Raw genomic sequence first — 15,296 nt, 5'->3', positions numbered from 1 at the left:
AATTGATAAAAATATATAAAAACAATGAACGTAGATATAGGTAAATTTGCTGGTTTCTGTGATGGTGTAAAATATGCAGTTGAAAATACTTTTTCTCAGGCTGCTAAAAACAATAATGATGATATATATATTGACGGACATTTAATACATAATCCTCAGACTCTTGATATGCTTGAAAATATAGGCGTAAAAACATATGAAGATGATGAGGATATGTCTGTTTTAAATAATAAAACTGTTATAGTAAGAGCTCATGGTATATCTCCTAAAAGACGCGAAGCTTTATCTAGTCATGCAAAAAAAATAGTTAATCTTACTTGCAAATATGTTGCCAAAATTCAAGGTCTTGTAAAAAAACATAGTTCTCTCGAATACAGAATTATAGTAATAGGAAATCCTAAACACCCTGAAATAATTGGGGTATGCGGGTATGCTGATGATGTATATGTTGTTTACAAAGACGAAGATTTAAATAATTTACCTAATGATGCAAAAAAAACTCTTATAGTAGCTCAGACAACTTTGCAGAAGTCTGTATTTGATAAATATGTAGATAAAATAAAAGAAAAATATCCTAATACAGAAATTATTATAAAAAATACTATATGCGAAGCTACAGAACAAAGACAAAATGAAGTATTAGAAATAGCTAAAAGAAATGATGCTGTACTTGTTATAGGCGGATCTGAAAGTTCAAATACCAGAAATTTATATAATATAGCATCGTCTATAAAGCCTGCATTTTATGTTGAATATAAAGAAGATTTAGAAAAAATAGATTTATCAAAATATAAAAACGTAGGTATAATGGCGGGAGCTTCCACTCCAGACTGGCTCATAGAAGATGTAGCTCAGACTATAAAAGATAAATATGCCAGTTCTTTTACAAGATTTGTTTCAAGAATATTTGATTTTCTCAATTACGGATATATATTCTTTTCTGTAGGTGCTTTTTTAATGTCATATGCTATATATGATATATTATCACAGCCATTTCAGTATAAAATAGGCATAGTAATAGCTGCCTATTACCTATATATGAGTTTAGGAAACGGATACAGTAACTATACAATTAAAATAAGCGATAAAAGAAGATATTTATTCTATCAAAAAAATAAATTATTTTTTATGACACTTATAACTGTAAGTGCATTATCAATGTTTTATTTTGCGTATAAAGTAGATATCGGCATACTAATGCTTACAATACTTTCAAGTCTTTTAGGTATAGGGTATAATATAAGTTTTGAAAACAAATCAAGATTTGAAGCTTCTATATTTTTTAAACTATTTAAAAAACTTATACCATTTAAAGCCATAGTAATATCAGTTGCTGTTACAATACTTTTGAACGGATCTATATTTATAATGCATAGAAATATAATAAAAGAAAAACCTTTCTTATATATATTTTCTACAAGCATAGTATTTTTATTTATGTTTATAAGACAGGCATTAATAGAAATAAAATTCTCTCAAAGCGATAAAATAGCAGGTGCTGTAACTTTAACTACATATATAGATTCAAGCAAATTAGCAGTTATAACTAGAGTAATACCTATTGCACTTATATTATTTATGATAATTAATATTCTTATAGGAAAGTTTCCATTGGAATTGAATAAATTAAAATATTTTATACCGATTATATACAGCAGTATTATATCTTTTATTGTAATGAAGAAGAAGATTATAACAAGCAGACATTTATTTTCTATATTAATAGATTCTCCGCTTTATGTATTATTTTTAGCGGCATTAATCAACATTTAATTTACAGAGTCAGCAAAAACCAAAAACAGAAAAATTAATAAAGCATATATCTATTAATTAATACCGCCTAAAAATTTAATCTTTTTTATTTAATTCTTTTTTAAGAAAAGTGAAGATGATGATGAACCAGCTAAATGATGTCTTCTCAAATCTATAAGTTCAAATATTGTAGCAGAAGATAAACTTTCTCTTAGAGCTTTAGGTGATTTTAGAAGTTTAATAATTTCTTCATTAACCATCCATTCCTCATCATAAACATTGCTTATAGAATCTCTAGGAGCATATATCATATTACTTCTAGCAAGTACTATGAATCTATTATTTTCATCATAATAACCCAATTCTCCGATAAAATAAGCATGAGGCATAGCTAAATTAACATATCTGTCGCCATATATATAGTTAACTTCTATTTCTTTATGTATCTCTCCGTTAGTGATATCGTATCCAAATACATGGAATATTCTTACAGATATTCTTTTATCTTTTAAAGAATGATAAGCTATATCGCTGTCAGATATATCCCAATAGAAGAAGCACCATTCTGGATCACGCATCATAAGAACCAATTTTGTTTCATTATATCTGTCTGGAAGTTCTCTAACTATATCAACTTCATCAGGTATATACTCTTCTTTTTTTGCCTCTTGTTCATCTAACTCTTCTATTTCTTCATCTTCTTCAATTTTTTTCTTTGAAACTGATTTTTTAGATGATGAAGTTTTTTTACTATTAGCAGTTAAAGCTGTTTTTTTAGCAGAAGCAGATTTAACTGCAGCTTTTTTAGCAGAAACTGATGTTTTTTCTTCTTCATCAGTTTTTTTAGCATTTGCAGTTTTTTTAGCAGCAGTAGAAGTTGCTTTCTTTTTAGCGGTATCTTCAGCTGTTTTTTTAGTAGCCATTAAATATCTCCATAAATTTATATTTTCAAGACCATTATAGAACAAATACTTTTATTGTCAATAAGCAACATAAACTTTTTTACTTTTTTGATTTTACTAGATTTATATTATTACGATAATAAAAAAACAAAAAATTATTAAAACTTTGGAGCAAAAGTGAAAATTAAACTTATTTCAGCAATATTTTTATGCATTGCACTGTCAGCATTTGGTCAAACAGACCTAGATATACCGATAACACCAAGCAAAGATCAGGAGTTAGATAAAGCGGCAGGATATTCAAGAACATTATCTAGTTTTGATGGAAGTATTAATGCCTATGCAAGATTAAAAGCATATATAAATCTTTTAGATTCTAAGGGAATGCAGGCATTAAAATCTCACCCATCATACCCAAAACTAGGTGATATTTACATGTATGGTGCTATATATTTAGAGAAAGAGTTTAAAGAAGATAAAATAATAGAACTTTATGAAAAGGCTTTGGAATTAAGAGCAGAGCCTAATTCTAATTATAAACTTGCTCTTAAATACAAAACTAAATATGATAATGCTGTGAAAAAGAATGATATAGAAAAAGAAATGGAATACGGTAAAAAAGTATATGAATATTTAAATACCTATTTAGTATTATCTGGAAATAAATCTCAAAAATATAAAGAAATATTAGAATATTTTAGCATTTATAAATAAAAAAATTGTTTTAGGTATTGACATTTTTTATGCTTATGCTATAATACTTAAACATTAAACAACAATCCGAGATAGCTCAGTCGGTAGAGCAGGTGACTGTTAATCACCGGGTCGCAGGTTCGAGCCCTGTTCTCGGAGCATTTTTAAGCCTCCTAAAAATAGGAGGCTTTTTTATTATCTTTATCTCTTCTTAACATACTTCTTAATAAATCTGCTTATTATCATTATAAATCCCATAATAGCAGAAAGTCCAAAACCTATCATACCTATAACTGAAGTACCATGAAATAAAGGAGGCATCTTGCTTGTTATAATCAAAGCACTTGCCATTATTAGAGAAGCTAAAACTATAGAATAGCTAAGTCTATCTGCCAAACCGTCTAATGTAGTTGATAACGATTCCAAGTTTTTATGCTCAAGCTGAATTTTCATGCTGCCTTTTTTCATCACTGAAACTAAATCGCTGAAATCAGCAGGTAATTGCTTTAATATATGAGAATAATCAGTTACTAATTTTTTTAATTGTTTTAATATATTATCAGGTTTTATCTGTTCTTTAACATATCTGAAAGCAAAAGGCTTTATATGTTCTATTAATTTTACATCTTTATCTAAATTCCTTGCAACTCCCTCAAGAACTATTAAAGATTTTATTAAAAGCATAATATTGCTTGGAAGAGTTAATCTAAACTCTCTTATTATTTCTATAAGTTCATTAAACACATCTTCTATATTAATATTATCCAAAGACATATCAATATATTTATTAACCAAAACAAATATTGCCATATTAAAATCATCTATATTTTTTATATCGCTATGATAACATAAATCTAGTATTGATTTTGATAATGCCAAATAATCAGCCGAGCTTATACTCATAATCAAAGATGAAAATGCTTCTTTCGAATTTGGAGGAATAAATCCTATCATTCCAAAATCTAAAAAACATAATACATTATTCTCTAAAGCCATCAAATTACCAGGGTGAGGGTCGGCATGAAAAAATCCAAGCATAAATATCTGCTCTAATACAGCATCAATACCAATAGAAACAAGTTTTTTTCTGTCATACCTATTATCATCTGGTGATATATCCGATATCTTTATTCCATCTATATATTCCATAGTAAGTATGCTTTTTGTACTGTATTCTTCATATATTTTAGCTATTTTAATATTTTTATTATCTTTAAAATATCTTGCAAACTTAAGAGTGTTATTTTTTTCAAAATTAAAATCTAGTTCCTGCAAAAGCTGAGCTTTAAAAGCTGCTATTAGTTTCTGAGGCTGCATTAAAGCAAACTCTTCATTATATTTTTCTATAATATTTGAAAGCCATATAATAACCTCTATATCCATAAGTATATTATCTTCTATATTCGGTCTTTTTACCTTAATGGCAACTTTTTCTCCTGTTTTTAATACAGCAGTATGTACCTGAGAAATAGATGCACTTGCTTTAGGCTTCATATCAAATGATTCAAATACTTCATCTATTTTTTTACCTAATTCTGTTTCTATTATATTAATGGCCTCATTTTCATCAAAAGGCTTTACATGATTTTGAAGTTTGCTAAGTTCATCTGTAATATCTTTTGGAAGTATGTCATTTCTGTTTGACAGTATCTGACCAAGTTTTACAAAAGTAGTTCCCAAATCTTCACAGGCCATTCTTATACGCTCGCCCCTGCTGTAATTACGTAAGTCAATACCTTTATATTTTATATTAATTTTATCTATTGGATTTTTTATTATTTTCAATATTGGAGTTATGGCTATGATGTCTCTGAAGCCGTAAGCCATTATTATTGAAATTATCTCTCTTGCCCTATTTATAGATCTAATATTATTCATTTTCATTTCCTATTTTTATATAAAAAAATGCACTATTAAAAATATATAAATAATTTTAATAATGCATTATTCTTTAATTGCTGCTAAATCTTTACTCTTGATTATTCTTATTTAAAGAGGCTTTTATTTCATCAAGCTCTTTTTTCATAGATTCGTATTCTTCTTTTTTTACATATCCCATTTTATCTATGACTTGTTTAACTCTGTCATCTATAAATTGTGTAACTTCTTCTTTTGTTTCAGAAGCCTTATTTACCATGTCTTTAACAAACTTTTCTCCCTCTTCAGCACTTATATTTTTGTCTTTAACAAACTCACGTGCTGCATCTTCTAATTTTTCCTTACCCTTAAGCATCATACCTATGCCGGCATAAAATCCTGATTTGATATCATCTGATATACTCATTGTTATCTCCTTTAATGTATTTATTTTTATTACTAATAAATTATTTACTTTAAAACAAAAAAAGTCAACAGAAAAAAATACATATTTATAAATATATAAACCAATTATATATAGTAAAATACATTTGATAAAATCATTGACAATTATTTAATTATCAATAGCATCAAAGTAGCAAGCCATAAAATCTCCTTCCCCATTCTCAAAGTCTTTAACCATAGAAGAAACTCTTTTATTAAGCTCTTTTATCATAATATAAGCTATTTCCTGTGCCTTACTCTCTGTAATTTCACTGTTATTTTCTCTGATATGTTTTATAACCTTATTAATATCTACTCTTTTATATACGCCGTCGCTATCCACTTTTTTATACTCCTATTATTAATTAAATATAACCGCCTTTTCTTAATGTGCTTTTTAAAACATCTATATCGCTTGTAATATCCATAATATCGTCTTTTTGTATATTTTCCGAAACCTTTTTTAGATACTCTATAACTGCTGAAACAGAATCTTTAATATCATGTATTATATTATTATTACTATTTAATGTTTTTGAATATGATAAGTCTATATATGAATTAATAAGTTTTAATATTGTAGGTATATTATATTCAAGCATTTTATTAAGTTCTTTTCTCGATATACTTTTATCTTCAGAATTTTTTGCCTTATCTATAATACCCATAAACAAACTATTTAATTGTCTTATATTAGATGCAAACTCATAATCAGTTATTGATTTTAGGCATTCATTAATTGAACTATGATACTCAAGTGCTTTAGATATTAATTCATCTTCTGTATTATAATTATTTTTTTCAGTATTTTTTTCTATATCATCATCAACATAGCTGTACTGGGCTTCAACAGCATTATCAAATCTATTTGCATAAACTTCGCTCTCTTTATCTGAATCTAATTCATTAGTGTAAGAGTATTTATCATTATTATTTGAATATTCCTCTGTAAAATAACTGCTGTTATATTTAATATTAAATGCATCATCGCTCATAAATATAAATCTAAGCAAATCTACAACACATAGCAAATAAGGAATACCCGTAAAAAAGAATATAACATAAAAAACGCCTCTCTTATACTGTCCTAAATAAAATTTCTGTATTCCTATACCGCCCAAAAACAAAGATAAGGCAGAACATATTATAGCTTTAAATCTTGTTTTCATTTATATAAAAATCCTATTTAATTAATAATTACAGTTATATAATATATTAAAGTATTTTTTTAACAAGTAATTTTTATTTAATGCTTGTTAATAAATATGTTTTATTATAGTATATACACTAAATTTATAATAAGCGAATAGTAAAATATGAAAAAAAAGCTAGAATTACAAAGTACAACATTATGGGACTATCCATCTCAGCAATATTTAAAAAGCGAAGAAGAAAAGCATAAACACTATATAGGAGCTACTCCTTCATATATAATATGGAATCTTCTAAACAGATACACAAAAGAAAAAGATTTAGTGGTAGATCCAATGGCTGGAAGCGGCACAACTATTGATGTAGCCCGTGAATTAAACAGACGTGCTTTAGGATATGATATAAACCCAAAAGCATTGCAGAGAAAGGATATTTTTAAAGCTGATGCTAGAAAAATACCTATAGAAGATGAAAAAGCTGATTTTGTATTTATAGATCCGCCATACAGTACGCATATAAATTATTCTGATGAAAAAAACTGTATAGGAAAATTAACTGCAAAAGAAAATGAATATTATGAGGCTATGGAAAAAGTTATAAGTGAAATATTTAGAATAATGAGAAAAGACAGATATATGGCTTTATATGTTTCTGATTCCTATGAAAAAGGATTTCCTTTTATGCCTATAGGATTTAAATTATTTGAAATTATGAGTAAATACTTTATGCCTATAGATATAGTGTCTGTTGTACGCCATAATAAAACTTTAAATAAGGGCAATTATCATATAGCAGCTATAGAAAATAATTTTTATTTAAGAGGTTTTAATTATCTTTTTATAATGTATAAAAAAGGAAATAAAACTATAGATAATAACGGCAAAGTTCATTTAAGGAATTTATAATTTTTTTGTATTAATATAATTCTTACAAACTATTTTTATTTAATAAATACCTAAACAATTATAATTTCTAAACTTTTTATGTATATGCTGCAAATACTATATTTTAATAGATTTATATTAGATATATGCAAAAATCATTGCATATATCTAATACATAAAAAAAATCAATCTGTAATATCTTTTAAATCCTTTATAATAGTATCTATATTTGATAACTGTATTATAGAATAATTTTTAAGCTTATTTGCTATACATAAAAGTTTCTTAGTTTTCTCAATATGATCATAACTGAAAAATACGGCAATAGGTACATTTAAAGTTTTTGCTATTTTATTGAGATTTGTTATTGATATATTTCTTTTTCCAACTTCAACGCTCTGTAAATATTTTGATGATATTTCAGATATTTCTGCTATTTCTGATATAGTTTTCATTTGAGACTTTCTTATAGCACGTATATTTTTACCAACAGATGATATTAACTCTTCATCATCAATAGGTCTTTCATTATTTTTATCATCTTCTTCTATTTTACTGTCGCTGACTATATTATTGTAGAAAGGTTTTTTCAAATTAGTAGTAAGCATTAATCAAACCTCCGCACCATTTTTATATTTATCAAACATTCCATCTTCTCTGAAACTGTAATAAGAATTAGCGGCAATTATAATATGATCCAGCATTTTTATATCAACCATTTTAAATGCTTTATACAGTACATTCGTTATATTAATATCCTCTTTAGAAGGCTTTGCTATACCTGATGGGTGATTATGAGATGCTATTACATAACTTGCCCCCAAAGATAATGATTTCTCTACTAAATCTCTAGGATATATAGTAGCTGAATCTATAGTGCCTCTAAAAATATGCTCTATTGATATAAATTTTTTATTCACATCCAAACAAACAATAGAAAAAGTTTCAAATTTTAATTTTCCTAATTTTATTATCAAATAATTTATCAAATCTCTTTTTTTAAAATCAGGAGTATTAGCTTTTAAACTGCTTAATAAATAGTATTCCAAAATAGAAGGTATACTCTTTATAAGTTTTATCTTTTTTTCATTGAGCCCCTTTACTTTCAAAAGCTCCTTATCTGAAGCATTAACTATATTATATAAATTATAAAAGCTGTAATATAACTTATCTACTATAGTATTTGCCCTGTCCAAAGATATGCCGTTTGATATAATAGAGGCTAATATTTGTTTTTCGTCTACTAAATCGGCATTACTAAATTGCAGGTTATTATTATAAAAATCATTATACATAAATACTTCCTTAATAAATTATAGTATAGCCTATAGTTAAACAAATTTTTTTTTAAAAATAAGCCATTTATTAAAGAAAATAAACAGTATATACTTTACTTTTTATAATTTTTTAAAAAAACTTAATATTATTATAAAAAAATCATGCAATTTAATAAGTTAAAGTGTATATTAACTTTATACTTCCATCTGTATCATTAGCACCGATTGAAGGATTTTGTATTGTAATCTCAAATTGTTTAACTTCACCCTTTTTTAGAGTAAAATTCTGAGTATAAGAAACTGTATTTACCTCTCCAGTAACAGAATCAAACACAAAAGCACTTTGAGCTTTATCATATCTGAATTTTATCAAAGGTTTTTCTTGTTCTATTAAAACAGTATCATTAACAATTTGAGGTATTTTATAAGTTCTATCATACATTGTAAGAGAAGCATCTAAATAAAAATAAACATTATCTGCATCCTCATACTGTATATCAAGAGTATATGCTGTAGAAATCAGGCTTTTAGTTTCTCCGACATTTACAGTTGTTAAAGAATCAAAGAACAAACTAGGCTTATCTTTTGAAGCAACTGTATTAAAATCAGCGGGGTCTGTATTTAAGTTATATCCAAGTCTTATATCATAGCTGAACCCTGCATAATTTGTATATTCATCTTTACCAGAAAGTTTATCAACAAAACTTTGAGCACTAATATTTTGTATCTGCAAATCCTGAACCTGCAAAGCTATTTTATTTTTTTCCACTATTTTTATAGGCAGATAAGGAGATCGTCCTGCAAAATTATAATCAGCAACTTTTCTAGTTAAATCAGTAGGACTTCCGTCTAATCTAGGAGCATAACTATTGTCATTGGCTATAGATAAAGTACACCAAGGATATATCTCTATAGTGCCGTCAGAATGAACTATACCTACAGGGTCATATTCATAAAAATATGTAAGCCCGTCAACAGCAAATTTTACCTGTTCATTTAAAGTGGCACTATCAGCACTAGCTTCCCATCCAAGTTCTACAGCCCCCCATTCCATAGGAGCAGGTATTCCTAATATAGATTTCCACTTCGTAGGAATGGCAAATGCAAATACTAATTTCGAATATGTATCTATCGCTATTAAATAATTATCTGTATCAAGACCTGCAGTACCAGTAAATCTGTAAAACCAAAATCTTTTAAGTCTATCGCTTTTATTGTAGGCACTAGTAGATGAGAAAGTGGGATTCATATTTTTATACATATAATATTTTACTTTATTAACAACAAAACCAGCTGCCTTAGTATTTGTACCATCATAATAGTATTCATTTTTTGACAAGTCGCCTGCCTTCCAAGCACCATCTTTAATAAGCATATATGTAGGTTCATTTTTAAGTCCGAAAGAGGCAGCTATTACATATTCTGCATCAAGGTCAAGAGTAAAACCTCTATAATCTGCTTTATTCCATTCCCCAGTTTTAAAAGGATCTTCTGCATCACTTACAATATTTTCTCCTCCTATATCAGGCTCTTCTGTATCTCCGCTGCTGCTGCTTGATCTTGACATTTCCTGATAATAATATCTAGGATTAAAATGGCTATTGCAAGTATTTAATAATAATCCTGCTAAAAACATTGATAAAATAACAAATATGGTATTTTTCATAGTATAAGTTCTCATAAATAGTTTTTATGAATATAATTATACTAATAAAATAAATTAAGTAAACAATATATAAAATTTATTTAAAAAAAATAGGCAAAAGTAAATATTTTTTATTACCCTGCCTATAAATATAATATTATTATTTTTATTTAGTTGAATTCTTTAATTCAGTCTCTGATATTTTGTAGCTTACACCATCTCTAACGCTAAAAGCTAAACTGCTATTTCCATAGAAATTAATAACATAAGTATAAGAAGTATTAATTTTAGACTTAAGAGTAAAATTTCCTGTAGTTACTGTAGGAGTAATATCATAAGTATCATTGATAACACCTAATCCATTAACATTATAAATATTGACAGTAAGATTCTGTTTATCATACTTAGAAACAGTTATTATAATATTTTCATCATTACTTTGATAAACACCCTCTCTATCTTTAAACTTCATTCCAGAACTTCCCAAAGAAGAAGTACATGAAAGTATGAATAAAGATATAAATAATAAAATAATTTTTTTAAGCATTTTTATTTATCCTAACATTATATAGTATATATTATATAAAAAATATAATTTTTGTAAATAGTAATTTTTAATAAAAAGCGGAGAGAGTTTTATTCTCCCCGCTTAATTTCAATATAATTTTTTAATTATTGTCTGTAAGCCTTATAATCTCCAGCATCTCCTACCATATCTATCTTTCCTCCAAGTAATGAAGATACTATAGTATTATCATTTACAAGTTTTGCTCTCTTATAAGGAGTTAACTGTGTCCAATAATCTAAATCATGATATATAGCTGTATTATTGTTTTCAATTTGGTTATCAAAACGAGCCAATTTGAAATTGTGCTTATCGCCATCTTCATAATCTAAAGTAAATGATGTTCCATCTTCACTAAATGTATAAACTGTTTTACCATTTTTAAATACTGCTCCTCTTACTCTATCTGGGAATAATGGACCATGATCTATAAATGAAACATCTCCAACCTCTTTTCCATCTCTATATAAACGATTATTGTCATTTACTATACTTACATTAACTTTAACACCATTATTTTCGTATACTGCCTCTTTATCTGAAGAAGAAACTATATTATAACTTGTAGTTGTAGTATTTTTTCCATAAACTTGTTCTGTTATATTAAGTGTCTGTCCATTAGCTGTAAACTCATAAATATATAATGTTAAACTTTTTCCTGTTATAACATAATCAACTGGCAAAGGACTATCTGTTCTATACTCAGAATAATCTCTATATTTATATGTTTTACCTTTAACATTATCTACAAAACCACCTGATATAATATTAACTTTATAATATCCAGGTGTTGAAGTTACTCCCTGAGTAGGTGTTGTTCCAGGAGATGCCCAAGGACTTCCAGACCAATAAAGAACACCGTCTTTTATATTTTCACTTTCATCATCTGCCAATCTCAACCCCCAATATCTTGAAGTAGTTTCTTTATATACTGCTCTATCGCTTGCATCCTGCTCGGCAAATGTATAAGTTCTTACATAACCATCTTTATCATAGTAATCTAAACTTGTGCCTGTAGAATTAAACTTATATTCATAAGTTCCATCTTTTGCTTTATATGTTTTTCCTGCTACTCTATCAACAAATGCCGGACCATTATCTTGATAATCAAGAATATATTCTCTAGTGCCGTCTTTTATTTTATCATAAGTACCAAGTCCTGTTATAGTTAGCTCTCCATATTTCAATGATGTAGCCCCCAAAACTTCTTCTGTACATCTATAAGTATTTTGAGTAGAACCATCATAAAAATGATCTTTTGTTACAGTAAGAGTTTTTCCATCTTCAGAAAACTTATATGTATATAAAGTTAATCTGTCTCTTATACCATAAGTTTTTCCTTTAAACTGATCTATTATAGTTTGAGGATCTATATCGGCAAGATTAACCATATAGTATGGAGATCTTCCTGCACTATTGGCATCAACATAACCTGCTATTTCTCTGCTTGCATCATGTATCTGAGGAAAATAAGCATTAGCATCTCTAGCCATCTCATTCTGATATTCTCTATATAAAGTTAATTTTAAAGAATCTGCGGAAGCATCATAAGACATAAAACCTATAGGGTCATATTCATAGAAAGGTCTTTTATCTCCATGAAGCTCTACTGCCTCAAAAGCTGTAGGGTATGCCTGTCCCATAGTACTTCCTGTTTTGGTTATTTTACCATAGGCAAATACCAATTTTGAGTATGTATCTACTGCTATCAAATAGTTATTTAAAGGAACAATTACTGCATTACCCACAAGTCTATAGAATACAAATCTTTTCATTCTGTCAGACTGGTTATATGAATTTTCAGGTGCAATCAATGGGTTTTTATAATCATATCTATAAAAAGTAGCACTGCTTATACTATATCCCTGTGCTTTATTAGCTCCGTCTTTAGCATTATATTTTTTCTCCGCTGTTAGTGCATCCGATACTTCCCACTGTGTACCATCTTTAAAGAACGAGTATACAGGTACATTATTGTTATCAAAACTTGCAGCAAATAAAAATTCTAGTATTTTATTTCCGTCAAATTCATAATCAATAGAATTCCACTGACCATTTAAAAATGGGTCTTGGTCAGCAGGAACTTCTGATATTCCTAACTCTACATCGGCAGGAGTTCCTTCTTCTAATTCAGTAGTTGACGAACTTTTGTTATAATAATATCTAGGATTAAAGAAATGGTTACCGCATGACATCATAAATAAAGATATTATCAATAATAACAAGAAATAATTCTTTTTCATAAAAAATCTCCCCATATAAAATTATAAAGCGGAGAGAGTTTTTTTAATTCTCTCCGCTTAATTTTTATAAATATACTAACTTAGTAATTTACTCTCTAGTAGCCACTAAATCAAGTCCCAAATTTGATGTAGGGTCATCTGGAATTTCTCCTATTAAAGGTATTTCCCAAACACCTTCTACAGGATGCAATGTCATACTCATACGTATGATATCACCTATCTCATCAGGTCCAGGATTAGTTGTACTACTATAATCTCCTTTTCTAAATACAACTCTGACATAATTACCTAAAGTACCTGTTTCTGTTGTACATTCATATTTAGCTGTCCAAGTATTTTCAGCATCAGAATCAAATCTGGCTAGTCTAAATTTTTGCTCTTTATATTCTTCAGAACCAGGAACAAACAGATAGATATGTTTACGATAATATGTCATTGTAAACTCTGTACCATCTTCATTAAATATAAAGGTCAAATCTCTAATTGTAGCATGAGTAGCTCCAGTGTCAACAAATGTGCTAAATACTGATAAATCAAAAGATCCATTATATTTAAATGTAGTATTTTTAGCTCTGTCTACAAATATAGGTCCGTAGTCTTGGAAATTTTTATCTAATACTGTACCGCTTACAGATATAGTATTCTCTCCGTTATCATTTTTTACTATAGATACAGACAAAGTATCTGATGTATCAGTTTCATTTATATAAGTAGCCTTATATGCTGTATTTACCATACTTAATTTATATTTCTTAGAACTAGATGATGAAGTACTATTGAATTCTTTAGTAGTAACTGTTAAAGTATTTCCTCCATCAGTTAATTTATAAGTATATAATGTTAAGCTAAGTCCTGAATATCCTGCTTTTTTCCATGATGCCAAATCTATCTGGTCTTTTTCACCTGTAGGAGATTTCTGATAACCTACATAGTTACGATATTTATATTCATTAACATAATTTTTTATATCTTCTTCGTATGTTTTTCTATCCTCTTCGCTTGCTTCTGTATTGCTATTTAGAGGTACATAAGGAGATTTACCTGGTTTTAATTTATTATGCTCTGCATAATTATCATAACCATGCTGTTTAGGAGAATATCCTGTAGGGTTTGCCACAAATTCAGTTTCATAATGCTGATAGAATATTACAGTACCTGTACTATCAACATAACCTATAGGGTCATATTCATAGAAGTGTTTTTTATCTGCATAATATTCTATAGCCTCAAATTTGGTAGGAACTAAATCTCCATTTATAGCTTTTTCTGTGCCTGTTATAGCACCGAAAGCAAATACAAACTTAGAATAAGTATCTACAGCTATCAAATACTGTTTAAGATCTATAATAACTGCTTTACCTTGTATAGAATAGAAACGGAATCTATCCATTCTACCGGGTAAATAACCATTATCATCATAAAGAGGATTATCTTTATCATATTTATATATACTCATAGAACTTATACTATAACCAGATGCCTGATTCTCACCATCATTTGCTTTATAAAAACTAGCAGCTACATTATTCCAATCTGCACCGCCTGCTATCCAAGATCTTGAAGAATCATCAAAGAAATTATATACAGGAAGTTTATCATCTCTGAAACTTGCTTTAAATAGCCAAGAATCAAATTTACTAGCATCATATCCTCCGTAATTAGGATTATTATAATCCGAATTAATTTTAAAAGGATCTTCATCTACAGGTATTTCTGCAGGAGGCTCAGCTTCTTCAATAGTTAAGCCGTCTGAAGAAGAAGATGATGATGATGAACTTTTGTTATAATAATATCTAGGATTAAAGAAATGGTTACCGCAAGACATCATAAATAAAGATATAATCAATAAAAACAATAAATAACTCTTTTTCATATCATTTCC

At 27.9% G+C, this 15,296-nt stretch carries 14 protein-coding genes and 1 tRNA gene; 4 read left to right on the top strand and 11 right to left on the bottom strand.

All coding sequences use genetic code 11. The features are described 5' to 3' along the window. Nucleotides 1-24 precede the first annotated feature (24 nt). Nucleotides 25-1,773: a 4-hydroxy-3-methylbut-2-enyl diphosphate reductase gene (gene ispH, locus Q1X91_RS01505; RefSeq protein WP_300752654.1), complete on the top strand. Its 1,749-nt coding sequence runs from the start codon at nt 25-27 to the stop codon at nt 1,771-1,773. Nucleotides 1,774-1,862: 89 nt separating this feature from the next. Here the strand turns inward: ispH and Q1X91_RS01500 are convergent, their stop codons facing one another. After that, complete coding sequence (locus tag Q1X91_RS01500; protein ID WP_300752652.1) at nt 1,863-2,675, bottom strand: DUF4912 domain-containing protein; 813 nt, start codon at nt 2,673-2,675, stop codon at nt 1,863-1,865. A gap of 156 nt (nt 2,676-2,831) precedes the next feature. Here Q1X91_RS01500 and Q1X91_RS01495 point away from each other — a divergent pair, with 156 nt between their 5' ends. Both Q1X91_RS01495 and Q1X91_RS01490 read left to right on the top strand, forming a co-directional pair. Next, on the top strand, nt 2,832-3,368 hold the full coding sequence (locus Q1X91_RS01495) for a hypothetical protein (RefSeq protein ID WP_300752650.1): 537 nt from the start codon (nt 2,832-2,834) through the stop codon (nt 3,366-3,368). A gap of 65 nt (nt 3,369-3,433) precedes the next feature. Further along, a tRNA-Asn gene (locus tag Q1X91_RS01490) sits at nt 3,434-3,506 on the top strand. Between the two features lie 42 nt (nt 3,507-3,548). Here the strand turns inward: Q1X91_RS01490 and Q1X91_RS01485 are convergent. The 4 genes from Q1X91_RS01485 to Q1X91_RS01470 form a co-directional block, all read right to left on the bottom strand. Further along, the gene (locus Q1X91_RS01485; protein WP_300752648.1) at nt 3,549-5,225 is read right to left on the bottom strand and encodes an AarF/ABC1/UbiB kinase family protein; all 1,677 of its coding nucleotides are present in this window, start codon (nt 5,223-5,225) and stop codon (nt 3,549-3,551) included. A gap of 91 nt (nt 5,226-5,316) precedes the next feature. Further along, nucleotides 5,317-5,631, bottom strand: coding sequence for a phasin family protein (locus tag Q1X91_RS01480; protein WP_300752646.1), 315 nt, complete (start codon nt 5,629-5,631; stop codon nt 5,317-5,319). Between the two features lie 147 nt (nt 5,632-5,778). Further along, on the bottom strand, nt 5,779-5,991 hold the full coding sequence (locus tag Q1X91_RS01475; RefSeq protein WP_300752644.1) for a hypothetical protein: 213 nt from the start codon (nt 5,989-5,991) through the stop codon (nt 5,779-5,781). Between the two features lie 22 nt (nt 5,992-6,013). Then, on the bottom strand, nt 6,014-6,817 hold the full coding sequence (locus Q1X91_RS01470) for a TM2 domain-containing protein (protein ID WP_300752642.1): 804 nt from the start codon (nt 6,815-6,817) through the stop codon (nt 6,014-6,016). 147 nt (nt 6,818-6,964) lie between these two features. Here Q1X91_RS01470 and Q1X91_RS01465 point away from each other — a divergent pair, with 147 nt between their 5' ends. Further along, nucleotides 6,965-7,705 carry a DNA methyltransferase gene (locus Q1X91_RS01465; protein ID WP_013113354.1) on the top strand — a complete coding sequence of 247 codons (741 nt, stop codon included), beginning with the start codon at nt 6,965-6,967 and terminating at the stop codon, nt 7,703-7,705. A gap of 164 nt (nt 7,706-7,869) precedes the next feature. On the opposite strand, the gene Q1X91_RS01460 is transcribed toward Q1X91_RS01465, so the two are convergent. The 6 genes from Q1X91_RS01460 to Q1X91_RS01435 form a co-directional block, all read right to left on the bottom strand. Further along, nucleotides 7,870-8,292: a helix-turn-helix transcriptional regulator gene (locus tag Q1X91_RS01460; RefSeq protein WP_300752639.1), complete on the bottom strand. Its 423-nt coding sequence runs from the start codon at nt 8,290-8,292 to the stop codon at nt 7,870-7,872. Nucleotides 8,293-8,295: 3 nt separating this feature from the next. Continuing rightward, the gene (gene radC / locus Q1X91_RS01455) at nt 8,296-8,979 is read right to left on the bottom strand and encodes a RadC family protein (protein WP_300752638.1); all 684 of its coding nucleotides are present in this window, start codon (nt 8,977-8,979) and stop codon (nt 8,296-8,298) included. 151 nt (nt 8,980-9,130) lie between these two features. Then, complete coding sequence (locus Q1X91_RS01450) at nt 9,131-10,627, bottom strand: hypothetical protein (RefSeq protein WP_300752637.1); 1,497 nt, start codon at nt 10,625-10,627, stop codon at nt 9,131-9,133. A 145-nt stretch (nt 10,628-10,772) separates the two neighbouring features. Next, complete coding sequence (locus Q1X91_RS01445; protein ID WP_300752635.1) at nt 10,773-11,153, bottom strand: hypothetical protein; 381 nt, start codon at nt 11,151-11,153, stop codon at nt 10,773-10,775. Between the two features lie 125 nt (nt 11,154-11,278). Then, nucleotides 11,279-13,414: a hypothetical protein gene (locus Q1X91_RS01440; RefSeq protein ID WP_300752633.1), complete on the bottom strand. Its 2,136-nt coding sequence runs from the start codon at nt 13,412-13,414 to the stop codon at nt 11,279-11,281. Between the two features lie 88 nt (nt 13,415-13,502). Next, nucleotides 13,503-15,287 (bottom strand): hypothetical protein, encoded by a 1,785-nt coding sequence (locus tag Q1X91_RS01435; RefSeq protein WP_300752631.1) that lies wholly within the window; start codon nt 15,285-15,287, stop codon nt 13,503-13,505. Between the last annotated feature and the right edge of the window lie 9 nt (nt 15,288-15,296).

This window comes from uncultured Brachyspira sp. (genome assembly GCF_949287625.1).
Lineage (GTDB): Bacteria > Spirochaetota > Brachyspiria > Brachyspirales > Brachyspiraceae > Brachyspira.
Note: the sequence above shows the minus strand (reverse complement) of the source record. Positions and strands in the feature narration are given on the sequence as shown.